Here is a 26,509-nt window from a genome sequence, read left to right on the forward strand (position 1 = left end):
CCCCGCGGGAGGCCGCCCATGAGCTTCACCACCTCCGACGGCCTCCGTCTCGACTGGCAGGAGGAGGGGAGCGGCCCGGCGGTCCTCTGCCTGCCCGGCCTCACCCGCAACGGCAGCGACTTCGACGAGCTGGCCGCCGCGCTCGCCGGCCGCGTCCGGCTGATCCGGCTCACCCTCCGCGGCCGGGGCCGCTCGGATCGTGATCCCGACTGGCAGAACTACAACCTCATGATCGAGGCCCGCGACGTCGTGGAGTTCCTCGATTTCCTCGGGCTGCCGCAGGTGACGATCGTCGGCACCTCGCGGGGCGGGCTCATCGCGATGGTTCTCGCCGCGACGGTGAAGGGTCGGCTCGCGGGCGTCCTGCTCAACGACGTCGGCCCGGTGCTGGAGGCCGAGGGCCTCGGCAACATCATGGGGTATCTCGGCACCGCCCCCACGGTGAAGACCTATCCCGAGGCGGCCTTCGCGCTGGAGGAGCGCATGGGCGCCCGCTTCCCGTGGCTGTCGCCCGGCAAGTGGCTGAGCCTCGCCGAGCGCTGGTTCGACCAGGGCCCGGACGGGCTCGTGCTCAACTACGATCCGAAGATCCGCGACGCGCTCGCCGCCGGGTTTCCCGCGCCGGACGCCCCCGCGCCGGACCTCTGGCCGCTGTTCGACGCGCTGGCCGGCCTGCCGGTCGCGGTCGTGCGCGGCGCGAACTCCGACCTGCTGTCGCCGGCCACCGTCGCCGAGATGGCCCGCCGTCACCCGGGGCTGATCGAGGCCGAGGTCCCCGACCGTGGCCACGTGCCGTTCCTCGACGAGCCGCAGGCGCTCGCCGCCTTCGATGCGCTGATGGCCGAGGTCGGCAAGGGATGACCGACATCGCCGCGATTCGCGCCGCCGCGGCGCGGGCGTGGGGCATCCGGGTCACGCCACTGCTCGAGTCGCCCGGACTCAACCGCCGCGCCGGCCGGCGCGTGCTGGTGAAGGCGGAATGCCTGCAGGTGACGGGCTCGTTCAAGGCGCGCGGCGCCTGGGCGGCGATCTCCGGCCTTTCGGAGGCCGACCGGCGCCGCGGCATCCTTGCCTATTCGTCCGGCAACCACGCGCAGGGCGTCGCCTGGGCCGCCGCCGCCCACCACGCGCCGGCCGTCATCATCATGCCGTCGGACGCGCCCTCGGTGAAGATCGAGGGGACGAGAGGCTTTGGCGCCGAGGTGGTGCTCTACGATCGCGGCCGCGACGACCGCGATGCGCTCGGTGCCGGCCTCGCGGCCGAGCGCGGCCTCAGCCTCATCCCGCCCTTCGACCATCCGGACGTGATCGCTGGCCAGGGCACGGTCGGGCTGGAGATCGCCCGGCAGGCGGCGGAGGCCGGCGTGACGCGTGCCGACGTGCTGGTCTGCTGCGGCGGGGGCGGGCTCTCCGCCGGCACCGCGCTGGCGCTCGAGGCCGAGGCGCCCGGCCTGCGCGTCCGCACCGTCGAGCCCGCCGGCTTCGACGACATGGCCCGCTCGCTCCGCGCGGGCGAGCGGCTGGCGAATGCGGCCACCACCGGCTCGATCTGCGACGCGATCCTGACGCCGCGGCCCGGAGTGCTGACCTTTCCGCTGCTGCAGCGGCTGGCGGGGCCGGGGCTGGCGGTCGACGACGACGAGGCGCTGGCGGCGGTGGCGGCCGCGTTCCGCCACCTGCATGTGGTGGTCGAGCCGGGCGGGGCCGTCGCGCTGGCGGCGGCGCTGTTCCGGCGCGAGGCCCTCGCGGGGGATGCGGTGATCTGCGTCGCCTCCGGCGGCAACGTGGCGACCGGGGTCTTCCTGCGCGCGATCGGCGGGGGCGAGCCGTGAACCCGTCGCCGCCATTGCCCGCGAGCTTCCTGCGTCTGCCGCTGGCGCACCGCGGCCTGCACGACCGGGCGGCCGGGGTGATCGAGAACAGCCGCGCGGCGTTCCGGGCGGCGATCGCGCGTGGCTATGGCATCGAGCTCGACGTGCAGCGCAGCGCCGATGGCGAGGCGATGGTGTTCCACGATCACGAGATGCCGCGGCTGACCGATCGGCCGGGGCTGGTTCACGACTACGACGCGGCAAGTCTCGCGACCATTCCGCTCTCGGGCGCCGCCGATGGCGAGACGATCCCGAGCTTTGCCGAGGTGCTGGCGCTCGTCGCCGGCCGGGTGCCGCTGCTGGTGGAGATCAAGGATCAGGACGGCGCGCTCGGTCCCGATGTCGGGCCCCTCGAGTCGCGGGTGGCGGCGCTGCTGTCGGGCTATGGCGGGCCGGTGGCGGTGATGTCGTTCAACCCGCATTCGGTGGCGGCCGTCGGCGCGGCGCTGCCCGGTTGCCCGCGCGGCCTGACCAGTTGCGACTACGACGACCCGGACCTGTCGGTGCCGGACTATCGCCGGGCGGAGCTGGTGGCGGCGCTCGCGGGCTTTGCCACCGCTGGCGGCGCCTTCATCTCGCACGACCGGCACGACCTCGCGAGCCCGCTCGTCGCCGGCCTGAAGGCACGGGGCCTGCCGGTCCTGACCTGGACGGTGCGCAGCCCGGCCGAGGAGGCCGAGGCGCGGCGGGTCGCCGACAACGTGACGTTCGAGGGATATCTCGCCGCGCTGTGAGCAGGTCTCACCTGCGACGCCGGCAGCGGTTGACGCGGCGCCACAAGCGACCATCTCCTCAAGGCGATGGATGGCGGCGCCTCGATCGAACTCACCGTGCTCGGCTCCCTCGGCGAGATCGCCGCGGACGACTGGGACGCGTGTGCCGGCGACGGCGGTGCAACCCCGGTCGATCCCTTCACCACCCACCGCTTCCTCGCCGCGCTGGAAGACTCGGGCTCGGTCGGTCGCGGCACCGGCTGGATCGCGCGGCATCTGGTGGCGCGGCGCGGCGGCACCGTGATCGGCGTCCTGCCGCTCTACGCCAAGACCCACAGCCAGGGTGAATACATCTTCGATCACAACTGGGCGCACGCCTTCGAGAACGCGGGCGGCGCCTACTACCCGAAGCTGCAGGCCGCGGTGCCCTTCACCCCCGCGACCGGGCGGCGTTTCCTGACCCGGCCGGGCCTGGAGGCGGAGGGCCGCTCGGCGCTGCTGCAGGGCGCGCTGCACCTCGCCGAGCGCATGGAGGTGTCGAGCCTGCACGTCACCTTCTGCACCGCGGCGGAACGGGAATGGGGAGAGCAGGTCGGCCTGCTCGGCCGGACGACGCAGCAGTTTCACTGGCTGAACCGGGGATATGGCGACTTCGACGCCTTCCTCGCCGATCTCTCGTCCCGCAAGCGCAAGGCGATCCGCAAGGAGCGCGAGCGGGCGCGGGATTTCGGCGGCGAGATCGTGGCGCTCACCGGCGACGACCTGCTGCCGGAGCACTGGGACGCGTTCTGGCAATTCTATCAGGACACCGGCAGCCGGAAATGGGGGCAGCCCTACCTGACCCGGGCGTTCTTCGACCGGATGCAGGCGACCATGCGGCGCGACATCCTGCTGGTGCTGGCCCGCCGCCGCGGACGCTGGGTCGCCGCCGCGCTGAACTTCCTGGGCCGCGAGACGCTCTTCGGGCGCTACTGGGGGTGCACCGAGGAGCACCCGTTCCTGCACTTCGAGCTCTGCTATTATCAGGCGATCGACTGGGCGATCGCGCACGGCCTCGCCCGGGTTGAGGCCGGGGCGCAGGGCGAGCACAAGCTCGCCCGCGGCTATCTGCCGGCGCCGACCCAGTCGCTGCACTGGATCGCCGACGCAGGGTTCGCGCGGGCGGTGGCGCAGCACCTGCGCGCCGAGGAGCGGGCGGTGGATCAGGAGATCGAGGTCCTGACCGCCTACGGCCCGTTCCGGCGCGGCGGCGAGACGCCCGAGCCGGACTGAGCCGGTGGTTTGCCCGGCGTTGGAAAAAGACTAGGCTGCGTGCTGCAGCGGACAGGGAGGCCCCATGGCCGACGAACTCGTCTTCTACACCAACCCGATGTCCCGGGGCCGCATCGTGCGATGGATGCTCGAGGAGGTCGGGCAGCCGTATCGCACCGAGCTGCTGGATTTCGGCCCTGCGATGAAGACCGACGCCTTCCGCGCGCTGAACCGCATGGGCAAGGTTCCGGTCGTGGTGCACGGCGACCAGGTGGTGAGCGAGGTGGCGGCGATCTGCGCCTATCTCGCCGACGCCTTCCCGGCCGCGGGACTGGCCCCCGAGCCTGCGCGGCGGGGTGCCTACTACCGATGGCTGTTCTTTGCCGCCGGGCCGATCGAGGCGGCGATCACCGACGCGTCGCTCGGCGTCACGGTGCCGGAGGAGCGGCGGGGCATGGTGGGGTATGGCACGCTCGACAATGTACTCGACGCGCTCGAGGCGGCGCTTGACGGACGGGCGTTCATCGCCGGCGATCGGTTCAGTGCCGCCGACGTCTATGTCGGCGCGCACGTGAGCTGGGGCCTGCGCTTCAGGACAATCCCGCCCCGCCGCGCGTTCACCGACTACGCCGAGCGTCTGGAAAGCCGCCCGGCTGCGGTCCGCGCCCGCGAGATCGACGACGCGCTGATGCCGAAGCAGCCCGAGGAAGCCGGCGCATGACCTATCGCCTGAGCGACGGCGAGCGGTCCGAGCTGCTGCCAGCCCTCGGGGCCGCCGGCTGGGGCGCGGTGCCGGAGCGTGACGCCCTGCGCAAGATCTGGAAATTCCGCAGCTTTTCCGAAGCGTGGGGTTTCATGACACGCGTGGCGCTGGTGGCGGAGAAGCTGAACCACCACCCGGAATGGACCAACGTCTACAACGTGGTGGACGTGACGCTGACCACCCACGCGTGCGACGGGCTGTCGCGGCTCGACCTCGACCTTGCCCGACGGATGGACACGCTCGCCGGGGATGCGGCGGAGGTGCAGCGCGACCACTCGGAGCCGGTGGAGTGCCTGTGCAAGCTGCAGCATGGGGACGGCGAGTAGGCGAGGCCCGTGCCTCAGGGCGTCCACCCGGGCAGCCCGGCCGCCTGGCGCAGCCAGCGCGAGAGCTGGTCCGCGTCGATCGCGTCGGCTTCGCCGATGTGCAGGAGGCGCGCCTTCGGGTCCTTCGCGGCGACCGGCGGCATCGGGTCGAGGCAGGCGCCGTCGAAGAACGTCACCTTGACGTAGCGGGTGAAGCAGTGGAACGACAGGAACCAGCCGCCACCCTCGACCCGGTAGAATGGCGAGTTCCAGCGCACCGCCCGCCGGACGTCGGGCACCGCGGCGGCGACGAGGGCGTCGAGACGCTCGCCGACCGGGCGTTTCCCCCCCGGCATCGCGGCGATGTCGGCGGCGGCCGGGGCGTCGCCATCGCCCTTCGCGATCTGCGGATTGCCGCCGGAGAGCAGCGTCGGCGGCATCGCGCGCGGCCTCAGGCCCGCCGCGCGCCGACCCGGGCCACGTCCATCAGGCCGAGCACCTTCGCCTCGATGTCCGCGGCGTTCATGCCGGCGACCGCGTACATCCGTTCCGGGCTGTCCTGCTGGATGAAGCTGTCGGGCAGCACCATCGAGCGGAACCTGAGGCCGCGGTCGAACACGCCCTCCTCGGCCAGAAGCTGCGCCACCTGACTGCCGAAGCCGCCGACCGAGCCCTCCTCGATGGTGATGAGCCCGGCGTGCTCGCGGGCGAGGCGCAGGACCAGCTCGCGGTCGAGCGGCTTGGCGAAGCGGGCGTCGGCGACGGTCGGGCGGATGCCCTTGGCGCCGAGCGATTCGACCGCCTTCAGCACCTCCGCGAGGCGGGTGCCGAACGAGAGGATCGCGATCCCGTCGCCCTCGACGACGATGCGGCCGCGGCCGATCTCGAGCGGCTGGCCGCGTTCGGGCATGTCGATGCCCACGCCCTCGCCGCGCGGGAAGCGGAAGGCCGAGGGGCGGTCGTCGAGGGCGGCGGCGGTCGCGACCATGTGGACGAGTTCGGCCTCATCGGCGGCGGCCATCACCACCATGTCGGGCAGGCAGGCGAGGAAGGCGATGTCGAAGGCGCCGGCATGCGTCGGCCCGTCGGCGCCGACGAGGCCGGCCCGGTCGATGGCGAAGCGCACGGGAAGCTTCTGGATCGCGACGTCGTGGACCACCTGGTCATAGCCGCGCTGCAGGAACGTGGAGTAGATCGCGCAGAACGGCTTCATGCCGGCCGCGGCCATGCCGGCGCAGAACGTCACCGCATGCTGCTCGGCGATGCCGACGTCGAAGGTGCGCGCGGGGAACCGCTCGGCGAAGAGGTTGAGGCCGGTTCCCTCCGGCATCGCAGCGGTGACGGCGACGATGCGCTCGTCGCGCTCGGCCTCGCGGATCAGGCTCTGGGCGAACACCTTGGTATAGGTCGGCGCGTTCGACGGCGCCTTCTTCTGGGCGCCGGTCAGCACATCGAACTTGGCGACGCCATGGTACTTGTCGGCCGACGCCTCGGCCGGGGCATAGCCCTTGCCCTTCTTCGTCAGCGCGTGGATCAGGATCGGCCCCGTTCCGCGGGCCTTGGCGACGCGCAGCACGGAGACGAGGCTGTCCATGTCGTGCCCGTCGATCGGCCCGACGTAGGAGAAGCCCAGCTCCTCGAACAGCGTGCCGCCGATCGCCATGCCCTTCACCAGCTCGCGGGCGCGACGGGCCCCCTGCTGGAACGGGGTCGGGAGCAGCTTCACCGCTTCCTTCGCGGCGGCGCGCAGGTCCTGGAACGGCTCGCCGGTGTAGAGGCGCGAGAGGTATTTCGACATGGCGCCGACCGGGGGCGCGATCGACATCTCGTTGTCGTTCAGGACGACGAACAGCCGTTCCTTCATGTGGCCGGCGTTGTTCATCGCCTCGAAGGCCATGCCGGCCGACATCGAGCCGTCGCCGATCACCGCCACCACGTCGCCCACCCCGGGCGCGCCGAGGTCGCGCGCGACGGCGAAGCCGAGGCCCGCGGAGATCGAGGTCGAGGAATGCGCCGCGCCGAACGGGTCGTACTCGCTCTCGTCGCGCTTGGTGAAGCCCGAGAGGCCGCCGCCCGCGCGCAGCGTGCGGATGCGTTCCCGCCGGCCGGTCAGGATCTTGTGCGGATAGCACTGGTGGCCGACGTCCCAGATCAGCTTGTCCCTGGGCGTCTGGAACACCGCGTGGATCGCCACGGTCAGCTCGACGACGCCGAGGGCGGAGCCGAGGTGGCCGCCGGTGACGGAGACCGCCGAGATCGTCTCGGCGCGCAGGTCGTCGGCAACGGCCTTCAGCTCCGGCACCGACAGCCCGCGCAGGTCGGCGGGGCTGTGGATCCGGTCGAGATGCGGGGTCTTCGGTCGATCGCTCACGGCTGTCTCCCCTCCCGAGACGTCAGTTGCCCCGCGTCAGCACGAACCGGGCCGCCCCGCGCAGGTTGGTCGCCGCCGAGCCGTAGGGCGCAAGCGCATCACAGGCGGCGGACACAAGCTCATGCGCCTTCTGCCGCGCGCCGTCCACCCCGAGGAGAGAGACGAACGTCGCCTTTCCCTGTTCGGCGTCCTTGTTCAGGCGCTTTCCGGCCGCGCCCGGATCCCCCTCGACGTCGAGCAGGTCGTCGCGGATCTGGAAGGCCAGCCCGAGCGCCGCGGCATAGGCGCGCAACGGCTCGGGGTCGGAGCGGCCGAGAAGCGCGCCCGACTCCGCCGACCAGACGAACAGCGCGCCGGTCTTCAGCGCCTGGAGCGTGCCGATCGAACTCGAGGTCGAGCGGCACCGCGGCGGTCTCGGCGGCGATGTCGAAGGCCTGGCCGCCGACCATCCCGCCGGCGCCGGCCGCCTGGGCGAGGCGCAGGATCAGGCGCACGGCGAGGCGCGGGTCGATGCCGCCCTGCGGCGCGGCGAGCAGCTCGAATGCGAAGGTCTGCAGCGCGTCGCCGGCCAGCACCGCGGTCGCCTCGTCCCACTTCACATGCACCGTCGGCTGACCGCGGCGCAGGTCGTCGTCGTCCATGCAGGGCAGGTCGTCGTGGACGAGGCTGTAGGCGTGGATGCACTCGACCGCCGCGGCGGCACGCAGCGACTGCGCCGCCGGCACGCGGAAGATCGCGGCGCTCTCGATGGCGAGAAACGCCCGGAGCCGCTTGCCGCCGGACAGCACCGCATGACGCATGGCCGCGCCGAGCGTGGTCTCGCCCGCCGGCAGCCAGTCGGCCAGCGCCGTCTCGGCGCGGGTCGCGGCCTGGCTCAGCGCCGCGTGGAATTGCAGGGTCTCCGGGTCCATGGCTCAGGAGATGTCGACGGTCCGGGACTTCAGCCCGTCGGCGCCGCGCGCGATCTCCTCGACCCGCGCCTCGGCGGCCTTGAGCTTGTCCTCGCAATGGGCGCGCAGCTCGGCGCCACGGGCGTAGAGCGCGATCAACTCGTCGAGCGCCACCTGGCCCTCGAGCCGCGCCACCACACGCTCCAGCTCGGCCAGCGCCGCCTCGAAGGTCATCTCCGCGACGGGCTGGAGCCCGCCCGCGTCCGTATCAGCCATATCCGCGATCCATCAGCACCCGAACGTGCGCCGCCACCGACGACGCCAGCGCGCTGAGATCATATCCGCCCTCGAGAGTCGAGACGACGCGCCCGCCGCAGTGCTTGTCCGCGAGGTCGCAGAGCCGCGCGGTCGCCCAGGCGAAATCGTCCTCGGTCAGGTTGAGGTTGGCGAGCGGATCGCGCGCATGGGCGTCGAACCCGGCGGAGATCAGCACCAGCTCGGGCGCGAAGTCGTCGAGCTCCGGCAGCACGCGGCCGAGCATGCCGGCGCGGAACACGCCGCCGCTCGACCCCGGGGGCAGGGGCACGTTGACGATCTGGCCATGCAGTCCCACCTCGTCGGCCGCGCCGGACCCCGGGTAGAGCGGCATCTGGTGCGTCGAGGCAAAGCGGACGCGTGGCTCGCCCCAGAGCAGATCCTGGGTGCCGTTGCCGTGGTGGACGTCGAAATCCATGATCGCCACGCGGCTGAGCCCGTGCTCGTGGATCGCGTGCAGCGCGCCGATCGCGACGGTGCCGAAGTAGCAGAAGCCCATGGCGCGCTCCAGCTCGGCGTGGTGGCCGGGCGGGCGGACCGCGCAGAACGCGTTGCGCACCTCGCCGGCCATCACCATGTCCACCGCCCGGCAGACAGCGCCGGCGGCGCGGCGGGCGGCGCGCAGGGTGGCGGGGCCGACGAAGGTGTCGCCGTCGATCGGCCGCCACCCCTCGTTCGGCACCATCGCCTCCAGCCGTTCGCGGTGGGGCGCCGGGTGGACGCGGTCGATCATCGCGTCGGTGGCGAGCGGCGCGTCCTCGCGCACGAGGTAGGCGAATTCCTCGGCCTCCAGCACCGCGTTGATGGCGCGCAGCCGCGCCACCTGCTCGGGATGGCCCGGCGGGTTCACATGGTCGAGGCAATCGTGGTGGCTGAGCAGCGCGGTGTTCATCCGGCGAGCTTAGGTTCCGTCCGCGCGCGTTTCAATCGAATCCGGCGCGCTTGCCCCCGCGCATCTCACGGGCCTATCCTCGGCCCCCGAGGGAGGACGATCATGCGAGCCCGACCGGCATCAGCCGCCCGCCTGCCACGCCCGCACCGCGTCGATCGGCCAGAGCAGCATCAGCACGTTCAGCGTCAGCCCGTCGCGGATCAGGACCGTCGTCAGGATCTCGAGACCGAGCGCGATTGCGACGGTCAGCCAGACCGGCAGGCGCGAGGCGAGCAGGAAGCCGACGATCATCGTCAGGATGTCGGACACCGAGTTGAGGACGCTGTCGCCGTAGTAGTCGAGCGAGATCGTCACCGCGCGGTAGCGGTTGATGATGACGGGGCTGTTCTCGACGATCTCCCACGCGACTTCCACCAGCGTCGCCACCAGCAGGCGCCAGCCGAGCGGCGCCCGCGGCATCAGGAGCCAGAGCAGCCAGTAGAACAGGAAGCCGTGGATCAGGTGCGACGGCGAGTACCAGTCGAAGATGTGCTGCGAGTTGCCCGAGTCGTTGACCGTGCCGTGCCACAGCTCGACGTAGCCGCAGGTGCAGACCGGCACCCGCCCCATCGCAAGCAGCACGAGCGCGGCACCCGCCACCGCCAGGGCCGTCAGGATGAAGGGCAGCGCCTGTCGTGCGGTCATCGCGATTCTCTCGTCGTTCGCGGCGGAGCCTAATGACAAAACTACGGAGGAAACGTTGAACCTTGCCAGCCTGCCGGACGCCTCCACCGAGGACGGCCGCCTCGTCGTCGTCTCCCGCGACCTGACCCGCGCGTCGGACGTGCGCCACATCGCGCCGACGCTGGCCGCGGCGCTTGCCGACTGGCCCGAGGCGGCGCGCGAGCTCGATCTCGTCGCGCGCGGCCTCGAGGCCGATGCCCAGCCCGAGGAGCGGTTCCACGAGCGCACCGCCCTCGCGCCCCTTCCGGCGCAGTGCCGCCCGGCCCGGGGCGCGAGCGTGCCCGCGGGCACCAGCATCACGGTCGGGTTCCACGCGGTGCCCGATGTCGCCGGGACGCCGCGTCTGCTGATGCTGATGGCCGAGGCGCCGGAGGCCCGGCTCAGCGTCGCCGCGCCGGCCGCGGTCGACGCGACCGTGCTGGAGGAGGCCGGCGTGCTGCGCCTGCTGATCGACGGCGCCGCCAGCGGCGAGGCCCCGGCGGCGCTCCGCGACAGCGGGCCCGTCGCCATCGTCACGGCCCCGCCGGGCGGCACCCTGCGGATCGAGGCGCAGGACGCGGCGGGGCGGCCGGTCTTCGGTGCGATCGAGCTGACCGGCATCGCGGCGGGCTGACCGGGTGGCGACCGACCGTCCGGCGATCGACTGAGCTGCGATCGACCGGGCCGCGATCGACTGGGGGCGCGCTTGCGGGCGCGTGCGTGCCCGCCTACATCGGTGCGATGAAAAGCCCGTTCGCCTTCCTCCGCCGCCGCCCGCGCGTCAGTGTCCTCCGGCTGGAGGGCGCAATCGGCGCCGCCGGCCGCCTGGGCGGCCCGTCGCTCACCGATGCCCGACTGGCGCCGCTCGTCGAGGCGGCGTTCCGCAAGGGCAAGCCGAAGGCCGTGGCGCTGTCGATCAACTCGCCCGGCGGCAGCGCGGCGCAGTCGAGCCTGATCGCGGCGCGGATCCGGCGCCTTGCCGACGAGCTGGGCATCCCCGTCCATGCCTTCGTCGAGGACGTGGCGGCCTCGGGCGGCTACTGGCTCGCCACCGCCGCCGACCGGATCCATGTCGATCCCAATTCCATCGTCGGCTCGATCGGGGTGATCTACGCCGGCTTCGGCTTTCCCGAACTGCTCGCGCGGCACGGCATCGAGCGGCGGGTGCATACGGCCGGCACCGACAAGTCGATGCTCGATCCGTTCCGCCCCGAGCGGCCGGAGGACGTGGACCGGCTGATGGCGCTGCAGCGGCAGATCCATGCGAACTTCATCGGGCAGGTGAAGGCGCGGCGCGGCGCGCTGCTGGCGGAGCGCGACCTTTTCACCGGCGAGATCTGGGTCGGGCAGGGCGGCATCGACGTCGGGCTTGCCGACGAGGTGGGCCATCTCGTGCCGACCATGCGCGCGCTCTACGGCGACGACCTGCGCTTCAGCGTCATCGCGCCGCGGCCGCCGCTCTTCCGCCGGCTCGGGATGCCCGGAGTGGCCGACGCGCTGGGCGAGGCGGTGGGCGCGGCCGAGGCGGCGAGCCTCTGGGCGCGCTTCGGGCTGGCCGCGCCGTGAGCCTGCGCGTCGCGCTCCTGATCCTGCTCGCCATCGCGGTGTGGAAGGTGATGGCGTGGCGCAAGCGCGTTGCCGCGCGACCGCCGGCGCCGTCGGTCGAGGCGACGCAACCCTGCCTGACCTGCGGCGCCTACGTGCTCGCCCGGCACCCGAAGCCCTGCGCCCGGCCCGATTGCCGGTTCCGCCGCGCCGCCTGAGCTTGTCCCGGGTCGTGCGATCGGCATGATTGGCGCCGGGATGAAACGAGTCGCAGGGCAATGAGCGAGACCACCCCCCGGGCGTCGGCGCTGGCGCCGCTCGGCATTCCCACGTTCCGGGCGATCTGGATCGCAAGCCTCGCGTCGAACTTCGGCGCGCTGATCCAGTCGGTCGGTGCCGCCTGGATGATGACGCAGATCTCCCGCGAGGCCGACATGGTGGCGCTGGTGCAGGCGTCGACCACGCTGCCGATCATGGTGTTCTCGCTCGCCTCCGGCGCCATCGCCGACAACTTCAACCGCCGCACGGTGATGCTGGCGGCGCAGCTGTTCATGCTCGCGGTCTCGGTGGTGCTGACGATCACGGCGTGGCACGGGCTGCTGTCGCCGTGGTTGCTGCTCGGCTTCACCTTCCTGATCGGCTGCGGCACGGCGCTCAACAACCCGTCGTGGCAGGCGTCGGTCGGCGACATCGTGCCGCGCAGCCACCTGCCGGCGGCGGTGGCGCTGAACAGCGTCGGCTTCAACATCACCCGCAGCGTCGGGCCGGCGCTCGGCGGGTTCATCGTCGCGGCCGGCGGCGCGGCGGCGGCGTTCGCCGTCAACTGCCTGAGCTATCTCGCGCTGATCGGCGTGCTGTTCTTCTGGCAGCCGCAGCTCGCGCCGAGCCGCCTGCCGCGCGAGCGGCTCGGCGCGGCGATGGGCGCGGGGCTGCGATACGTCGCGATGTCGCCGAACATCCTCAAGGTGCTGCTGCGGAGCTTTCTCTTCGGCCTGTCGTCGGTGGCGGTGCTGGCGCTGTTGCCGCTGGTCGCGCGCGAGCTGGTGCAGGGCGGCCCGACGCTCTACGGCGGGCTGCTCGGCGCGTTCGGGCTCGGGGCGATCGGCGGGGCGTTCCTCGGGGGGCGACTGCAGGTGTGGATGGCGAGCGAATGGATCGTCCGCCTCGCCTTCGCCGGCTTCGCGGTCTGCTCGGCCACGCTCGCGCTCGTGCCCTCCGCGCCGCTGATCGCGCTCGCCATGATGGTCGGCGGCGCGTCCTGGGTGCTGGCGCTGGCGCTGTTCAACGTGACGGTGCAGCTCTCGACGCCGCGCTGGGTGGTGGGCCGCGCGCTCGCGCTCTACCAGACCGCCGCGTTCGGCGGCATGGCGCTCGGCAGCTGGCTCTGGGGTCTCGTCGCCGCGGCCCACGGGCCGGCGGATGCGATGCTGGCGGCGGCGGCCGCATCGCTGGTCTTCGGCACGGTCGGATTCCTGCTGCCGCTGCCGGCGCGGGCGGACCTCGACCTGTCGCCGCTCAACTCCTGGACCGAGCCGGATGTCGCGGTGGCGATCCAGCCGCGCTCCGGGCCGGTCGCCATCTCGATCGAATACGTGATCGACGAAGCCGACATCCCGGAATTCCTCGACGCCATGGAGGAGCGGCACCGCATCCGGGTGCGCGACGGCGCGCGCAACTGGCAGCTGTTGCGCGACCTCGCGGACCCGCGGCTCTGGGTCGAGAGCTACGAGACGCCGACCTGGGTCGAGTACGTCCGGCACAACTCGCGCCGCACCAACGCCGATGCCGGCTGGACCGAGCGGCTGCGCGCGCTGCACCGGGCGCCGGGGCTGCCGGCGGTGCGCCGGCGGATCGTGCGTCAGGTGCGCTTCTCGCAGCACGACCCGATGCCCAAGGCGCCGGTGGACTTCCACTGAGGTTCAGGGCGCGTCCGGCGCGATCTCCACGGCGAGCACCTCGAGCTCGACCGGCGCGCCTCGGATCATCGCGGTGACGGTGCTGCCCGGCGTCGCGCCGATCAGCGCGCGGGCGACCGGGGCGGTATAGGCGATGCGGCCGGCGGCGGGGTCGGCCTCGTCCTCGCCGGTGATCGTCACGGTGCGCCGCTCGCCGTCCTCGCCCTCGTAGGTCACGCGGCTGCCGAACTGTGCCGACGGGTCGGACGGATCGGGCGCGCTGGGGCGGGCGGTGGCGTGGCGCAGCGTCCAGTAGCGTTGATCCCGCCGCAGGCGCGCCGTCTCCGCCTCCGGCGGGCCGGCCGCGAGCGCGGCCTCGATCCCGGCGATCTTCGCGGCGATCAGGCGCAGGCCGCGCAGCGTCACGAGGTTCGGGTGCGGGCTGACCGGCAGCTCCGGCAGCACCTCGGGCCGCGACCCGTCGTCCTCCTTCACGAATGCCCGGCTCATCGCGCCCCCCCTTTGCCAGAGGCTACAGATCCGCGGGGTACGGGGCAACGCGGCCGCGGCCGTCCCGGGTGCGGCGCCGCGAGGGGGCTTCCCGCCCCCTCCTGGCCGTTGGCCAGTTCACCCCCGAGAGTACTTTCGCCAAGAAAAAGCCTGCGAGGCGGACGCGCGGCGATCGCCTGTTCGTCTTGTGTTTGCACGGGCCTTCGCCTATTTCGCGGCCATGGCCATCCGTCCGATCCTGATCCATCCCGAGCCGCGGCTGCGCAAGGTCGCGGCGCCTGTCGAGGCGGTCGACGATGCGGTGCGCAGGCTCGCGGACGACATGCTCGAGACGATGTACAAGGCGCCCGGCATCGGCCTCGCCGCGCCGCAGGTGGGCGTGCTGCGCCGGGTGTTCGTCATGGACTGCGCCGGCAAGGATGACGAGCCGGCGCCGATGGTGCTGCTGAACCCGGAGATCGTGCTCGCCTCGGACGAGATGGTCACGAGCGAGGAGGGCTGCCTGTCGATCCCCGACATCTACGACGACGTGACGCGGCACGCCGAGGTGCGGATGCGCTGGCTCGGGCTCGACGGCGAGGTCCACGAGCGGGATCTGGGCGAGCGGTGGGCCATCTGCGCCCAGCACGAGCTGGACCACCTGAACGGCAAGCTCTTCATCGACTATCTCGGCGCGGTGAAGCGCACGATGATCACCGCCCGGATGAAGAAGCTGAAGAAGGAGCGGGCGCGGGCCTGAGCCCGGGCCGTCCCGCCGATGCGCGTCGTCTTCATGGGAACCCCGGACTTCTCGGTGCCGGCGCTGGAGGCGCTCCACGCCCGGCATGATGTCGTCGCGGTCTATGCCCAGCCGCCGCGGCCGAGCGGGCGGGGGCAGAAGCCGCGGCCCGGGCCGGTCGCGGCGCGCGCGGAGGCGCTCGGGATCCCGGTGCGGACGCCCGTGTCGCTGCGCCCGGCGGAGGCGGTGGCCGAGCTGGCCGCCTTTCGCCCGGACGTGGCGGTGGTCGCGGCCTACGGCCTGATCCTGCCGCAGGCGGCGCTCGACGTGCCGGCGCGCGGGTGTCTCAATATCCACGCCTCGCTGCTGCCGCGCTGGCGCGGGGCGGCGCCGATCCAGCGCGCGATCATGGCCGGCGACGCGGAGACCGGGGTCTGCATCATGCGGATGGAGGCGGGGCTCGACACCGGGCCGGTGCTCTTGCGCCGCCCGACGCCGATCGGGCCGCGGGACACCGCCGGCGGCCTGCACGACCGGCTGGCGTCGATCGGCGCCGAGGCGGTGATCGCGGCGCTCGACGGGCTCGACCGGCTGGGCGCGGAGCCGCAGCCGGCGGCGGGCATCACCTACGCGGCCAAGATCGACAAGGCCGAGGCGCGGGTCGACTGGGCCCGGCCGGCGGTCGAGGTCGACAGGCTGATTCGCGGGCTCGCGCCGTTTCCGGGTGCCTGGACCGAGGTGGGCGGCGAGCGGGTGAAGCTGCTGCTGAGCGAGCTCGCCGAGGGGATGGGGGCGCCCGGCGAGGTGCTGGACGGGCTCACCGTCGCCTGTGGCGACGGCGCGGTGCGGGTGCTGGGGGTGCAGCGCGCCGGCCGCGGGGCGATGGACGTGGCGACGTTCCTCCGCGGCTCGCCGGTGGCGCCGGGGACGCGGCTCGGGTGAGGCTCGATCAGGCGCTGGTGGCGGCGGGGCTGGCGCCGAGCCGGGCGCGGGCGCAGGCGCTGATTGCCGCGGGTGCGGTGACGGTGGACGGGCGCGTGGCGGGCAAGCCGTCGCTGCCCGTCACGGCGTCGGCGGCGCTGGTGGTCGACCAGACGGCGCTGCCGTGGGTGTCGCGGGCGGCGCTGAAGCTCGTGGCCGGGCTCGACGCCTTCGGGCTCGATCCGGGCGGCGCGGTGGCGCTCGATCTCGGGGCGTCGACGGGCGGCTTTTCCCAGGTGCTGCTGGCGCGTGGCGCGGCGGAGGTCTGGGCGGTGGACGTGGGCCATGGCCAGCTCGCGGCCGAGCTGCGGGACGATCCGCGGCTGCACGTCATCGAGGGGCTGAACGTGCGCGAGCTGACGGACGGGCATGTGCCGCCGCCGGAGTTCGTGGTCGCCGACCTGTCGTTCATCCCGCTTGCCGTTGCCCTGCCGCCGGCGCTTCGGCTGGCCCGGCCGGGGGCGGCGCTGGTGGCGCTGGTGAAGCCGCAGTTCGAGGTGGGGCCGGCGCGGGTCGGCAAGGGCGGGATCGTGCGCGACCCCGCCGCCTGGGCCGACGCGGTGGTGGGCGCGAAGACGCTGCTCGCCGGCGAGGGCTGGAGCGTGCTCGGCGAGGCGCCGAGCCCGATTCAGGGGGGTGACGGCAACCGGGAGTTTCTGGTCGCCGCGCGCAAAGGGTCGAGCGATACGCAGCCGGATGGGATCGGGCGCACTCCGCGCTAGACGGCCGGCGCCTCGGCAAGCAGGGCCTTCAGGTCGAGCCGCTTCGTCCCCATGGCGAGGCTGCCGTCGGCGTTGCGGGGCCAGTCCGCCTCCGGCCGGTCCCAGTACAGTTCCACGCCGTTGCCATCCGGGTCGTCGAGATAGAGCGCCTGGCTGACGCCGTGGTCCGAGGCGCCGGTCAGCGGGATGCCGGCGTCGATCAGGCGGCGCAGCGCGTCGGCGAGATCGGCGCGGGTGGGATAGAGGATCGCCGTATGATAGAGCCCGGTGTGGCCGTGCGGCGGCGGGGTGGCGCCGCGGCTCTCCCAGGTGTTGAGGCCGATGTGATGATGGTAGCCGCCCGCGGAGAGAAACGCCGCCTCGCGGCCGTATCTCTGCTGCAGCTCGAAGCCGAGCACGCCGGAATAGAAGGCGATGGCGCGGTCGAGGTCGGCGACCTTGAGGTGAACATGCCCGATCCGGGTGCCGGGTGCGACGGGTTTGGGCATTTGCGGTGCTCCAGAAGCTCGTTGATGGCAGGAAGATAATGCAAGGCCGTTCCCGGGATAATCGCGTCGAGTGGAAACAGAGGGTTTCATGAGTTGGGTGGTGCGGATCGAGCGGCTGGGCCGGGAGGGCGACGGGATCGCCGGCGCCGACCGCGTGCCGTTCGCGCTGCCCGGTGAGGCGTGGCGTATCGGCGCCGTCCCCGAATTGCTCGAGCCGGTGCCGGAGCGGGTGGCGCCGCCCTGTCCACACTTCGGGAGCTGCGGCGGCTGTGCGCTGCAGCACGCGGCGCCGGGGTGGCTGGCCGGATGGAAGGCCGGGACGGTGGTTCGGGCGCTGGCCGCGCAGCGGATCGAGGCGGAGGTGCGCCCGACGCTCACCTCGCCGGTCGCGTCGCGGCGCCGGGCGGTGTTTGCCGGCCGGCGGACGCGGAAGGCCGCGCTGGTGGGGTTCCATGGCCGGCGGTCGGACACGGTGGTTGCGGTGCCCGACTGCCGGGTGGTGCGGCCGGAGATCGTCGCCGGGCTGCCGGCGCTGCAGGCGCTGGCCGGGCTCGCCGCCAGCCGGTCGTCCACCGTCCGTCTCGCGGTCACATCCGGTCCCGTGGGGCTGGATGTGGCGGTCGAGGGCGGGCGGCCGCTCGACGCCCCGCTTGCCGCCGAGGTCGCGGGCGTGGCGGAGGAATTCGACCTCGCGCGGGTCGCCTGGGAGGGGGAGCCGGTGGCGGCGCGGCGGGCGCCGTGGCTCGCCATGGGCCGGGCGCGGGTGGTGCCGCCGCCGGGCGCCTTCCTGCAGGCGACGGCGGAGGGCGAGGCGGCGCTGGTGGCGGCGGTGCGGGGCATCGTCGGCGATGCCGGGCGGGTGCTCGACCTCTTCGCCGGCTGCGGCACGTTCAGCCTGCCGCTGGCCGAGGGTGCCTCGGTGGTCGCGGTCGAGGGCGAAGCGGCGATGCTGGCGGCGCTCGGCCTCGGGGCGAAGGCGGCGGCGGGGCTGCGCCCGGTGCGGACGCTGGCGCGCGACCTGTTCCGCCGGCCGCTGCTCGCGGCGGAGCTGGCGGCGGCGGAGGCGGTGGTGATCGACCCGCCGCGGGCCGGGGCGGAGGCGCAGGCGCGGGAGCTGGCGGCCTCGGGCGTCGCCCGCGTGGCGGCGGTGTCGTGCAATCCGGCGAGCTTCGCGCGGGATGCGCGGATCCTGATCGACGGCGGCTATCGGCTGGAGTGGGTGCAGCCGGTGGACCAGTTCCTCTGGTCCGGCCACGTGGAACTTGTCGCCGCCTTCGGCCGCTAGAGCGGCGTCCGTCCCGGAAAAGCCGCGCGGTCCGCTCTCGAATCCTGATTTGTCGCGATATCTGAACCGCCGGACGATCCCGTCCGGCTGGGTGTCGCTCAGCCGATCGTGCCGCCGGCGTCGCCGATCTGGCCGCGGTGGAGCAGCAGGTGGTCGAGGAGGCAGCAGGCGAGCATCGCCTCGCCGACCGGCACGGCGCGGATACCGACGCAGGGATCGTGCCGGCCCTTGGTGACGATATCGGTCTCCTCGCCGGTCACGGTGATCGTGCGCCGCGGGGTGAGGATCGAGGACGTGGGCTTCACCGCGAAGCGGACGACGATGTCCTGGCCCGACGAGATGCCGCCGAGGATGCCGCCCGCGTGGTTCGAGCTGAAGCGGGGCTGTCCGTCGTTGCCCATGTAGATCTCGTCGGCGTTCTCGGAGCCGGTCAGCGCGGCCGAAGCGAAGCCGTCGCCGATCTCGACGCCCTTCACCGCGTTGATCGTCATCATCAGCCCGGCGAGGTCGCTGTCGAGCTTGCCATAGACCGGCGCGCCCAATCCGGCGGGGACGCCCTCGGCGACCAGCTCGATGACGGCGCCGACGGAGTTGCCGGACTTCCGGAGGCCGTCGAGGGTGCTGGCCCAGGCGGCGGCGGTGGCGGCGTCGGGGCACCAGAACGGGTTGTTCGGCACCTCGTCCCAGTTCCAGGCGGCGCGGTCGACGCGGTGCTCGCCCATCTGGACGAGCGCGCCGCGGATCCGAATTGCCGGCGCGAGGGCCGCGAGCGCGGCGCGGGCGACGCCGCCGGCGGCGACGCGGGCGGCGGTCTCGCGGGCGGAGGAGCGGCCGCCCCCGCGGTAGTCGCGCAGGCCGTACTTCAGGTGATAGGTGATGTCGGCATGGCCGGGGCGGAATTTCCGGGCGATCTCGCCGTAGTCCTTCGACCGCTGGTCGGTGTTGCGGATCAGGAGCGAGACGGGCGTGCCGGTGGTGCGGCCCTCGAAGGTGCCGGACAGGATCTCGACCTGATCGGCCTCCTGCCGCTGGGTGGTGTAGCGGCTGGTGCCCGGGCGGCGGGCGTCGAGCCAGGGCTGGATGTCGGTCTCGGTCAGCGCGATGCCCGGGGGGCAGCCGTCGACGATGCAGCCGAGGGCGGGCCCGTGGCTCTCGCCCCAGGTGGTGACGCGGAAGAGGTGGCCGAAGCTGTTCATGGACATGGGGCGCGTTCTATCGCAGGGGGCGCGGGTGCGAAAGCAGGGATTTCAGGGGGCGAAGCAATTGGAAGCACGTTGAAATCATTGGATTCATCCTTGCCGATTCCGAACTGCAGTCTCCGCTCGGGCAACGCGCGGAAACTCCGGTTCTGCACGCAGGTCGGCGGCCGCCTTTGCGGCCATCTTGTGCGCGCGGGTGCGCGCAGAGTTCTTCTTCCCTTGTTTTCCGGCTGTTGCCGGAAAACCGTCTGCTCTCCAGGTTTCAAGGCCGTATGAAGACCTCGGGGTGAGCTTCAGCGGGCGAGCCATGCGGCGAGGGCGGCCGCGAGCTTCGGGCGTGTCGTCGCGGCGGCGGCGAGCCAGTCGTCGGGCGGCAGGGTGGCGAGGCTGGTGGCGTCGATCACCGGAAGCGGTGCGGGCGGAAGGGGCCGACCGGCAAGCAGGTGGCCGGGTGGCAGCGTGGCGCTGCGGGACCGCCCGGCGAGCGCGCGCGTGAGGTAGAGGCAGGCGTCGTAGTCGACGGCATAAAGGCTGCCGCCGGAGACGAGCAGGTTTGGATTCGTCGCGGTGCGGTCCATGTTGGCGAGCAGCGCGTCGGCGCGGGCGATGGCGTCGAGCGTGGCCGGATCGGCGGCGGCGATGTCCGCGGGGCCGGCCGGACGGGCGTCGGGGAGGAGCGCCACGCCGAGGTTCCAGCCGGTGCTGCGCAGGAGCATCGCGTCGAATTCGTCGGTGCCCACCTCCCACGGCAGGCCCGGGGGCAGCCAGAGGGGCCGGGCGGCGGGCACAGGGGCGCCGAGGGCGGCGGCAATGGGAAGCGCGAGGAGTTCGGTGAGAAGGCCCGCGGGGCCGGGGCCGGCGCCGGAGAACTTCAGCACGGCGCGGGTGCCGTCGCCGGTCTCGATGAGGGCCGGGGTGGTGCTCGCCGCCGGAAAGACGGCGAGCACCCGCGCGACGGTATCGGCCGGAGCGGGTGTCAGGCCCGCTTGTCCCCGGCGGAGTGAGCGCCCTTGTGCGGCGCCCAGATCTTCTTGTTGGTGAACCAGAGCAGCACGGTCAGGCCAGCGAGGAACAGCACGGCGGTCAGGCCGGCCTCCTTGCGCGCCATCATCTTCGGCTCGGCGGTCCACATCAGGAAGGCAGCCACGTCCTGCGCCATCTGCTCGACGGTCGCGGGCGTGCCGTCGGCGTAGGTCACCTGGTCGTCGGAGAGCGGCGGCGGCATCGAAATCCAGCCGCCCGGGAACACGTGGTTCTCGTAGAGCGTGACGCCCGCCTCTTCCTTGGTCTCGCCGGTGAAGCCGTGCAGCAGGGACGCGATGTATTCCGGCCCGCCGATGCCGTGCAGCAGCTGGTTGAAGCCGAGGCCGATCGGACCGTGGAAGCCGGCCCGGGCCTTGGCCATCAGCGTCAGGTCGGGCGCCACGGCGTCGGGCGAGTGCTGGAAGTGGTCCGACGGCGTGGCCGGGCGGTCCTCGCCGGTTTCGGCATCGGTCACGGTGTGCTGCGCGGCATAGGCGCGCATCTGGTCCTCGGGCAGCGCCGGGCCGCCCTCCTCCGCCAGCTCGCGGTAGGGCAGGAACTTCAGCCCGTGGCAGGCGGAGCAGACCTCTGTGTAGATCTGCAGGCCCCGCTGCAGCTGCGCCTGGTCGAAGCGGCCGAACGGCCCCTCGAAGGAGAAGCTGTAGTCGGTGACGTGCGGTTCTTCCGCGGCGACGGCGGTGCCTGCGCCGGAGAACGAGGCGCCGAGGGCAAGAGCGGCCGCGGCGGCGAGGAGGGTGGTCTTCAGCATGGTCATCGTCCCTCGCGCGCTCATTCGGCCGGCTTGCTGATGGCGGCGGTCTCCGTGCCCTGCTCGCCATGGCCGTAGTGGGCGAGGAAGTCGGCTTCGATGCTCGCCGGCGGGGTCGTCGGCTTCTCGACGATGCCGAGCACCGGCAGGATGACCAGGAAGAACGCGAACCAGTAGAGCGTGCCGAGCTGGCTCATGATGACGAACGGCTGCTCCGGCGGCTGCGAGCCGCACCACATGAGCATCACGAAGTCGACCACGAGCAGCCAGAACCAGACCTTGAACATCGGCCGGTAGCGGCCCGACCGGGTGCGGCTGGTGTCGAGCCAGGGCAGCAGCACGAGCAGCGCGATCGAGCCGAACATCGTCAGCACGCCCGCGAGCTTCGAGTTGATCCAGAGGATGTCGAAGGTGATCGCGCGCAGCATCGCGTAGAACGGCAGGAAGTACCATTCAGGCACGATATGTGCCGGGGTCTTCAGCGCGTTCGCCTCGATGTAGTTGTCCGGGTGGCCGAAGAAGTTCGGCATGAACCCGACGATCGCCGAGAAGACCGTCAGCACGAAGAGCAGCGCGAACAGGTCCTTGATGACGAAGTACGGCCAGAACGGCAGGGTGTCGCGCTTCACCTCGTCGCGCGAGCCGGTGCGCACCGGAACGCCGGTCGGGTTGTTGTTTCCGGTGGTGTGGAACGCCCAGATGTGGACGATGACGAGGCCGGCGATCACGAACGGCAGCAGGTAGTGCAGCGAGAAGAAGCGGTTCAACGTCGCGTTGTCGACCGCCGGCCCGCCGAGGAGCCAGGTCTGGATGTCCGGCCCGACGAGCGGGATCGCCGAGAACAGGCCGGTGATGACCGTGGCGCCCCAGAACGACATCTGGCCCCAGGGCAGCACGTAGCCCATGAACGCGGTCGCCATCATCGCGAGGTAGATCAGCATGCCGATGATCCAGGTGATCTCGCGCGGCGCCTTGTACGAGCCGTAGTAGATGCCCCGGAAGATGTGCAGGTAGACCGCGAAGAAGAACAGCGAGGCGCCGTTCGCATGCACGTAGCGCAGCGCCCACCCGGCGTTCACGTCGCGCATGATGTGCTCGACGGAGGCGAAGGCGAGGCTGACGTGCGGGGTATAGTGCATCACCAGCGCGACGCCGGTGGCGATCTGCAGCACGAGGCAGAACGCGAGCACGATGCCCCAGATCCACATCCAGTTGAGGTTCTTGGGCGTCGGGATGAACAGGGTCGTATGGATCAGCGAGAGAATGGGGAGCCGGGACTCCACCCACTTCTCGATGCCGGTCTTCGGTTCATAGGGGTCGTGGGGAATGCCGCTCATCTTGCTTCCTCAACCGAGCTGGATGACGGTGTCGGACGTGAACGACGCCACCGGGATGTGCAGGTTTTCGGGCGCCGGCCCTTTGCGGATGCGGCCGGCGGTGTCGTAGGTCGAGCCGTGGCAGGGGCAGAACCAGCCATTGTACTCGCCCGACTCGCCCAGCGGCACGCAGCCGAGGTGCGTGCAGACGCCGGTCATCAGCAGCCACTTCCCGTCCGGGTCCATGGCGCGGTTCTCGTCGGTGGCGGGCGCGTCCGCGGGCTTGTTGGCGTTGCGGGCAAGGCCGTCGGGCAGCTGCGCCACCGGCGTGTCGCGGGCGGCGGAGATTTCCTCCGGCGTGCGACGGCGGATGAACACCGGCTTGCCGAGGAACTTGATGGTGAGCTGGCTGCCTTCCTCGACCGCCGAGACGTCGACCTGGATCGAAGCCAGCGCCTGGACGTCGGCGCTCGGGTTCATCTGGTTGATGAGCGGCCAGATCGCGGCCCCGGCGGCGATGCCGCCAGCGGCGCCGGTCGCGACGTAGAGGAAATCCCTGCGGGTGACTGCCGGCTGGTGGGCGTGCTCGTCTACCTGGGCCACGCGTTTGCGCTCCTTAGTTTATTCTCGTGCCCGCCCCGGGGGCACCCCTCGTTGGCTCGCTCACTTTAGAGCGAGCGGCTCATTCGGGATTAAAGCCTCGGGCGGCTTTGGTCCAGCGGGTTTGATGTCGCGCCGGTTGCGCAGTTCCGCGCGCCGGTTCAGTCGGCGGGATCGGGGGCGGCCACGGGGGGCTCGCCGGAGTCGAGCGCCGCCGCGCCCGCGGAGGGCGGTGCGATGCGGCTCGAGAGCCACTGGAAGACGCCGAGCGCGATGAGCGCGAACATCGACCCGGCGAAGAGAAGCGCGGGATAGACGGATTTCGTCACGTCGGTCCGGCTGGTCTCGAACACCATGACCAGCGCCTCGAGCGAGGCGGCGATGACGATGATGGTGATGAACTTGGTGAGCGAGCGGCGGGATTCGACGGCGGAGCGCAGCTCCTTCTCGCGCAGGCCGATGATCTCGCCATGGAGGAGGGCGACCGCCGCCTCCCACACCGCGCCGAGCAGGAGGGCGACCGCGAGCAGCATCAGGAACCAGGTGGCGACGAGATAGTAGCCGTCGGCGATGCGGTTATAGAGCCGGCGCATGGGATCCCCCAAGGGTGGCCTTTCCGCGACAATCGCCGGAGCGGGCGGAGGTTCCGTCAGCCGCCGCGGTGGTAGGGGGAGCCCGTCAGGATCGAGGCGGCGCGGTAGAGCTGTTCGGCGAGCATGGCCCGGGCGAGCATGTGTGGCCAGACCATGCGGCCGAACGAGAGAGCGTGCGCCGCCTGGGCGCGAAAGCCGGGGTCGAGGCCGTCGGCACCGCCGATGGCGATGGCGAGGTCACGCGTCCCGGTGTCGGCGAGGCGCTGGAGCAGGCGGGCCAGTCCCGGCGAATCGGGCGTGTCGCCGCGTTCGTCGAGGACGGCGAGGGTGGCGCCGCGGGGCAGGGCGGCGGCGAGGAGCGCGGCCTCGGCGGCGGGGCCGGCGTTGCGCTTGTCCTCGACCTCGATCACCTGCGCCGGGCCGAGGCCGAGCGGGCGGCCGGTGCGGTCGAAGCGGGCGAGGTAGTCGGCGACGAGCGCCGCCTCCGGGCCGCCGCGCAGGCGACCCACGGCAAGGATGTGCAGGCGCATCGGACGCTATCGGCCTTCGCAGGGGGCAAGGTTCGGCAGGAACTGCTGGTCGGCGCGGACATTCTGGTCGTCCTTGTCACGATCTGCCAGTGGAGGCGAGATGAGTTGCGACGTGACGATGAGCGGGCCGTTGGCGAGGGGGGCGCCTGTCCGGCAGAGCTTGAAGCCGTAGCCGATCATGGCGTCGGGACGCTCGGCCATCGCGGGCAGGTTGCGCAGTTTGGTCAGCCGATCAGCGGGGGCTGTGAACGTGCGGCGGGTGCGCCCGTCCGACAGCTGTGCCGCTCCGGCGGGCGAAAGGCGCAGCTCCGGGGAGAACCAGAATCTCCTTTGGCTTCATCATGGGCCGGAACGTCGCGAAGTTGACCATCACCGACCGCTCGGCGACGCCGACGCCGGGGGGCAGGTCGATCCTGACCGTCGGCTGGCCGAAGGTCGTCGGCAGAGCGGTGGCGTCCGCGGGCGACATCGTTGCCGCGCGCGGCATCCCGACAGGGCCGCGGCAGCGGCGGCCGCAACGACAAGGGCGCGTCCCGGCATATCCCGCTCCGACAGCTGCAAGGCCACCCTTAGCACTGGCCGGGCCTGTGCTGAAGACGCTGCGCGGAAGGGGCCGAGGCGGCCCCGCTGGACTTTCAGGACACGGGAGTCAGAGCGTGCCGGCGGACTTCGGCTTTGCCTGGGCCTCGGGCAGCCACATCTTCTCGAGCTGGTAGAACTCGCGGACCTCGGGGCGGAACACGTGGACGATCACGTCGCCCGCGTCGATCAGCACCCAGTCGCCGACATCCTTGCCCTCGATGCGCGGCACGATCCCGGCCTCGCCCTTGAGCCGATCCGCGAGCTTTTCCGAGATCGCGGCAACCTGGCGCGACGACCGGCCGCTGGCGATCACCATGTGATCGGCCATCTCCGACTTGCCCGCGAGAGGGATGGTTACGATGTCCTCGGCCTTGTCGTCGTCGAGCGACGTAAGGACCAGCGACAGCAGCGCGCTGCTGTCCGAACGTCCCCCGAGCGGCAGAAAAGCCCCCGCGGGGGTGGTGGCCGAAGCCACCGGAGCGTGATGAGTTAGGTGAGACTCCTCCTGGCGGTCACGCCGCAGATGCCCGGCGCTGGCAGGTGTAATGTAGATGAGAAACGCGAATTTCTCAAGACGACGTATGGTTGACGAAAGGGACCCGCCTGCGACGAGCCCCCTGCCGCCGATCTCGATGCAAGCTCACGCCGTGACGAGTTGTCCCCGGACCAGCTTCTCGTAGTCGCGGGCGATCGACTTCGTCAGCTCGCCGACCTCGAAGGTGTACTCGCCGATCGAGCCGACCGGCGTGACCTCGGCGGCGGTGCCGGTCAGCCAGCACTGCTGGAAGTCGGCCATCTCGTGCGGCTCGATGTGGCGCTCGTTCACCCGGACGCCGCGCTCCTTGAGCATCTGGACGACCGTCTGGCGGGTGATGCCGTTCAGGAAGCAGTCGGGCTCGGGGGTGTGGACCTCGCCGTCCTTGACGAAGAACACGTTGGCGCCCGTCGCCTCCGCGACGAAGCCGCGGTAGTCCATCATGATCGCGTCCGAGCAGCCCTTGGCCTCGGCGGCGTGCTTCGACATGGTGCAGATCATGTAGAGGCCGGATGCCTTGGCCTTCGACGGGATGGTCTCCGGGCTGGGGCGCTTCCACTTGGAGATGTCGAGCTTCGCGCCCTTCATCTTGGCGTCGCCGTAGTAGGCGCCCCACTCCCAGGTCGCGATCGCCATGTGCACCGGGTTCTTCGACGAGGCGACGCCCATGTCCTCGCCGGAGCCGCGCCAGATGATCGGCCGGACATAGGCGTCGGTGAAGCCGTTCTTCGCCAGCGTCGCCGCCTTCGCCGCCTCGATCTCGTCGGCGGAGTAGGGGTGCGGCATGTCGAGCAGGTCGCAGGAGGCGAGCAGCCGGTCGGTGTGCTCGCGGCTCTTGAAGATCGTGCCGCTGTAGCAGCGTTCGCCTTCGAAGACCGCGCTGGCGTAGTGCAGGGCATGGGTCAGCACGTGGACCTTCGCGTCGCGCCACGGCACGAAGCCGCCGTCCATCCAGATGAATCCGTCCCGATCGTCGTATGCACCTGCCATGGCGGGTCCTTACCTTGAAAAAGATTGCGCGTCGACCGTTGCTTGCGATCGTTTGTTTCGTGCGGCGGAGGTCGAACTATCATTTGAGTCTTGGAATGTCAACATGCCTGACATAAAGTGTGAGCGAGGCCCGGCGCGAACGCGGGCGCGGGGGC

Annotated in this window: 32 protein-coding genes and 1 pseudogene; 14 read left to right on the forward strand and 19 right to left on the reverse strand. The window is 71.8% G+C overall.

Translation table 11 applies throughout. The features are described from left to right. The first annotated feature begins 18 nt into the window (after positions 1-18). The 6 genes from QM699_RS18940 (at position 19) to QM699_RS18965 (ending at position 4,924) form a co-directional block, all read left to right on the forward strand. The gene (locus QM699_RS18940) at positions 19-861 is read left to right on the forward strand and encodes an alpha/beta fold hydrolase (protein ID WP_415012550.1); all 843 of its coding nucleotides are present in this window, start codon (positions 19-21) and stop codon (positions 859-861) included. Further along, positions 858-1,832 (forward strand): threonine ammonia-lyase, encoded by a 975-nt coding sequence (locus tag QM699_RS18945; RefSeq protein WP_415012551.1) that lies wholly within the window; start codon positions 858-860, stop codon positions 1,830-1,832. Before QM699_RS18940 ends, QM699_RS18945 begins: the two co-directional genes overlap by 4 nt. Next, positions 1,829-2,605, forward strand: a complete 777-nt coding sequence (locus QM699_RS18950; protein WP_415012552.1) for a glycerophosphodiester phosphodiesterase family protein — start codon at positions 1,829-1,831, stop codon at positions 2,603-2,605. Before QM699_RS18945 ends, QM699_RS18950 begins: the two co-directional genes overlap by 4 nt. Before the next feature lie 66 nt (positions 2,606-2,671). Further along, positions 2,672-3,856: a GNAT family N-acetyltransferase gene (locus QM699_RS18955; protein WP_415012553.1), complete on the forward strand. Its 1,185-nt coding sequence runs from the start codon at positions 2,672-2,674 to the stop codon at positions 3,854-3,856. 64 nt (positions 3,857-3,920) lie between these two features. After that, positions 3,921-4,556 carry a glutathione S-transferase family protein gene (locus tag QM699_RS18960; protein ID WP_415012554.1) on the forward strand — a complete coding sequence of 212 codons (636 nt, stop codon included), beginning with the start codon at positions 3,921-3,923 and terminating at the stop codon, positions 4,554-4,556. Beyond that, positions 4,553-4,924: a 4a-hydroxytetrahydrobiopterin dehydratase gene (locus QM699_RS18965; RefSeq protein WP_415012555.1), complete on the forward strand. Its 372-nt coding sequence runs from the start codon at positions 4,553-4,555 to the stop codon at positions 4,922-4,924. Before QM699_RS18960 ends, QM699_RS18965 begins: the two co-directional genes overlap by 4 nt. A 14-nt stretch (positions 4,925-4,938) precedes the next feature. Here the strand turns inward: QM699_RS18965 and QM699_RS18970 are convergent, their stop codons facing one another. From QM699_RS18970 to QM699_RS18995, 6 genes and pseudogenes are all read right to left on the reverse strand, one after another. Further along, on the reverse strand, positions 4,939-5,343 hold the full coding sequence (locus QM699_RS18970; protein ID WP_415012556.1) for a DUF1801 domain-containing protein: 405 nt from the start codon (positions 5,341-5,343) through the stop codon (positions 4,939-4,941). 11 nt (positions 5,344-5,354) lie between these two features. After that, a complete protein-coding gene (gene dxs, locus QM699_RS18975; protein WP_415012557.1) occupies positions 5,355-7,274 on the reverse strand; it encodes a 1-deoxy-D-xylulose-5-phosphate synthase in 1,920 nt (639 codons plus the stop codon). A 22-nt stretch (positions 7,275-7,296) separates the two neighbouring features. Then, positions 7,297-8,185, reverse strand: a pseudogene (locus tag QM699_RS18980) (polyprenyl synthetase family protein). Positions 8,186-8,188: 3 nt separating this feature from the next. Next, positions 8,189-8,440, reverse strand: a complete 252-nt coding sequence (locus tag QM699_RS18985; protein ID WP_415012558.1) for an exodeoxyribonuclease VII small subunit — start codon at positions 8,438-8,440, stop codon at positions 8,189-8,191. After that, on the reverse strand, positions 8,433-9,371 hold the full coding sequence (locus tag QM699_RS18990; protein WP_415012559.1) for a histone deacetylase family protein: 939 nt from the start codon (positions 9,369-9,371) through the stop codon (positions 8,433-8,435). Before QM699_RS18990 ends, QM699_RS18985 begins: the two co-directional genes overlap by 8 nt. A 120-nt stretch (positions 9,372-9,491) precedes the next feature. Continuing rightward, a complete protein-coding gene (locus QM699_RS18995) occupies positions 9,492-10,055 on the reverse strand; it encodes a DUF2585 domain-containing protein (protein ID WP_415012560.1) in 564 nt (187 codons plus the stop codon). Between the two features lie 55 nt (positions 10,056-10,110). Here QM699_RS18995 and QM699_RS19000 point away from each other — a divergent pair, with 55 nt between their 5' ends. From QM699_RS19000 to QM699_RS19015, 4 genes are all read left to right on the forward strand, one after another. Further along, entirely contained in the window at positions 10,111-10,707 is a 597-nt protein-coding gene (locus QM699_RS19000; RefSeq protein ID WP_415012561.1) for a hypothetical protein, read from the forward strand. Positions 10,708-10,814: 107 nt separating this feature from the next. Further along, complete coding sequence (locus tag QM699_RS19005; RefSeq protein WP_415012811.1) at positions 10,815-11,639, forward strand: S49 family peptidase; 825 nt, start codon at positions 10,815-10,817, stop codon at positions 11,637-11,639. Next, positions 11,636-11,836, forward strand: coding sequence for a hypothetical protein (locus tag QM699_RS19010; RefSeq protein ID WP_415012562.1), 201 nt, complete (start codon positions 11,636-11,638; stop codon positions 11,834-11,836). The genes QM699_RS19005 and QM699_RS19010 overlap by 4 nt, the downstream gene beginning before the upstream one ends. A 60-nt stretch (positions 11,837-11,896) precedes the next feature. After that, positions 11,897-13,534: an MFS transporter gene (locus QM699_RS19015; protein ID WP_415012563.1), complete on the forward strand. Its 1,638-nt coding sequence runs from the start codon at positions 11,897-11,899 to the stop codon at positions 13,532-13,534. A 3-nt stretch (positions 13,535-13,537) separates the two neighbouring features. Here the strand turns inward: QM699_RS19015 and QM699_RS19020 are convergent, their stop codons facing one another. Further along, positions 13,538-14,023 carry a GreA/GreB family elongation factor gene (locus tag QM699_RS19020; RefSeq protein ID WP_415012564.1) on the reverse strand — a complete coding sequence of 162 codons (486 nt, stop codon included), beginning with the start codon at positions 14,021-14,023 and terminating at the stop codon, positions 13,538-13,540. Positions 14,024-14,243: 220 nt separating this feature from the next. On the opposite strand from QM699_RS19020, the gene def reads away from it, so the two are divergent. The 3 genes from def to QM699_RS19035 are packed head-to-tail and all read left to right on the forward strand — an operon-like array spanning position 14,244 to position 16,444. Beyond that, entirely contained in the window at positions 14,244-14,762 is a 519-nt protein-coding gene (gene def, locus QM699_RS19025; RefSeq protein ID WP_415012565.1) for a peptide deformylase, read from the forward strand. A gap of 18 nt (positions 14,763-14,780) precedes the next feature. Then, a complete protein-coding gene (gene fmt / locus QM699_RS19030) occupies positions 14,781-15,683 on the forward strand; it encodes a methionyl-tRNA formyltransferase (protein WP_415012566.1) in 903 nt (300 codons plus the stop codon). Continuing rightward, positions 15,680-16,444, forward strand: a complete 765-nt coding sequence (locus QM699_RS19035; protein ID WP_415012567.1) for a TlyA family RNA methyltransferase — start codon at positions 15,680-15,682, stop codon at positions 16,442-16,444. The genes fmt and QM699_RS19035 overlap by 4 nt, the downstream gene beginning before the upstream one ends. Here QM699_RS19035 and QM699_RS19040 read toward each other — a convergent pair. After that, complete coding sequence (locus tag QM699_RS19040; RefSeq protein ID WP_415012568.1) at positions 16,441-16,932, reverse strand: VOC family protein; 492 nt, start codon at positions 16,930-16,932, stop codon at positions 16,441-16,443. The genes QM699_RS19035 and QM699_RS19040 overlap by 4 nt on opposite strands. Before the next feature lie 88 nt (positions 16,933-17,020). Between QM699_RS19040 and QM699_RS19045 the strand changes: the two genes are divergently transcribed. Further along, positions 17,021-18,217 (forward strand): class I SAM-dependent RNA methyltransferase, encoded by a 1,197-nt coding sequence (locus QM699_RS19045; RefSeq protein ID WP_415012569.1) that lies wholly within the window; start codon positions 17,021-17,023, stop codon positions 18,215-18,217. Positions 18,218-18,315: 98 nt separating this feature from the next. Here QM699_RS19045 and aroC read toward each other — a convergent pair whose 3' ends face one another. The 11 genes from aroC to QM699_RS19100 form a co-directional block, all read right to left on the reverse strand. Then, a complete protein-coding gene (gene aroC / locus QM699_RS19050) occupies positions 18,316-19,419 on the reverse strand; it encodes a chorismate synthase (protein ID WP_415012570.1) in 1,104 nt (367 codons plus the stop codon). 290 nt (positions 19,420-19,709) lie between these two features. After that, the gene (locus QM699_RS19055) at positions 19,710-20,363 is read right to left on the reverse strand and encodes a hypothetical protein (protein ID WP_415012571.1); all 654 of its coding nucleotides are present in this window, start codon (positions 20,361-20,363) and stop codon (positions 19,710-19,712) included. 29 nt (positions 20,364-20,392) lie between these two features. Further along, complete coding sequence (locus QM699_RS19060) at positions 20,393-21,208, reverse strand: cytochrome c1 (protein WP_415012812.1); 816 nt, start codon at positions 21,206-21,208, stop codon at positions 20,393-20,395. Between the two features lie 20 nt (positions 21,209-21,228). Beyond that, positions 21,229-22,545 (reverse strand): cytochrome b, encoded by a 1,317-nt coding sequence (locus QM699_RS19065; RefSeq protein ID WP_415012572.1) that lies wholly within the window; start codon positions 22,543-22,545, stop codon positions 21,229-21,231. 9 nt (positions 22,546-22,554) lie between these two features. After that, a complete protein-coding gene (gene petA, locus QM699_RS19070; RefSeq protein WP_415012573.1) occupies positions 22,555-23,127 on the reverse strand; it encodes a ubiquinol-cytochrome c reductase iron-sulfur subunit in 573 nt (190 codons plus the stop codon). A gap of 158 nt (positions 23,128-23,285) precedes the next feature. Continuing rightward, positions 23,286-23,717, reverse strand: a complete 432-nt coding sequence (locus tag QM699_RS19075) for a hypothetical protein (protein WP_415012574.1) — start codon at positions 23,715-23,717, stop codon at positions 23,286-23,288. A 56-nt stretch (positions 23,718-23,773) separates the two neighbouring features. Continuing rightward, positions 23,774-24,247: a 23S rRNA (pseudouridine(1915)-N(3))-methyltransferase RlmH gene (gene rlmH / locus QM699_RS19080; protein WP_415012575.1), complete on the reverse strand. Its 474-nt coding sequence runs from the start codon at positions 24,245-24,247 to the stop codon at positions 23,774-23,776. A 6-nt stretch (positions 24,248-24,253) separates the two neighbouring features. Beyond that, positions 24,254-24,448, reverse strand: coding sequence for a hypothetical protein (locus QM699_RS19085; protein WP_415012576.1), 195 nt, complete (start codon positions 24,446-24,448; stop codon positions 24,254-24,256). 31 nt (positions 24,449-24,479) lie between these two features. Then, the gene (locus QM699_RS19090; RefSeq protein ID WP_415012577.1) at positions 24,480-24,716 is read right to left on the reverse strand and encodes a hypothetical protein; all 237 of its coding nucleotides are present in this window, start codon (positions 24,714-24,716) and stop codon (positions 24,480-24,482) included. Between the two features lie 180 nt (positions 24,717-24,896). Continuing rightward, entirely contained in the window at positions 24,897-25,304 is a 408-nt protein-coding gene (rsfS, locus tag QM699_RS19095) for a ribosome silencing factor (protein ID WP_415012578.1), read from the reverse strand. 165 nt (positions 25,305-25,469) lie between these two features. Next, complete coding sequence (locus QM699_RS19100; RefSeq protein ID WP_415012579.1) at positions 25,470-26,354, reverse strand: branched-chain amino acid aminotransferase; 885 nt, start codon at positions 26,352-26,354, stop codon at positions 25,470-25,472. Positions 26,355-26,509 lie beyond the last annotated feature (155 nt).

This window comes from Amaricoccus sp., from assembly GCF_047602525.1.
In the GTDB taxonomy this organism is placed as follows: Bacteria; Pseudomonadota; Alphaproteobacteria; order Rhodobacterales; family Rhodobacteraceae; genus Amaricoccus.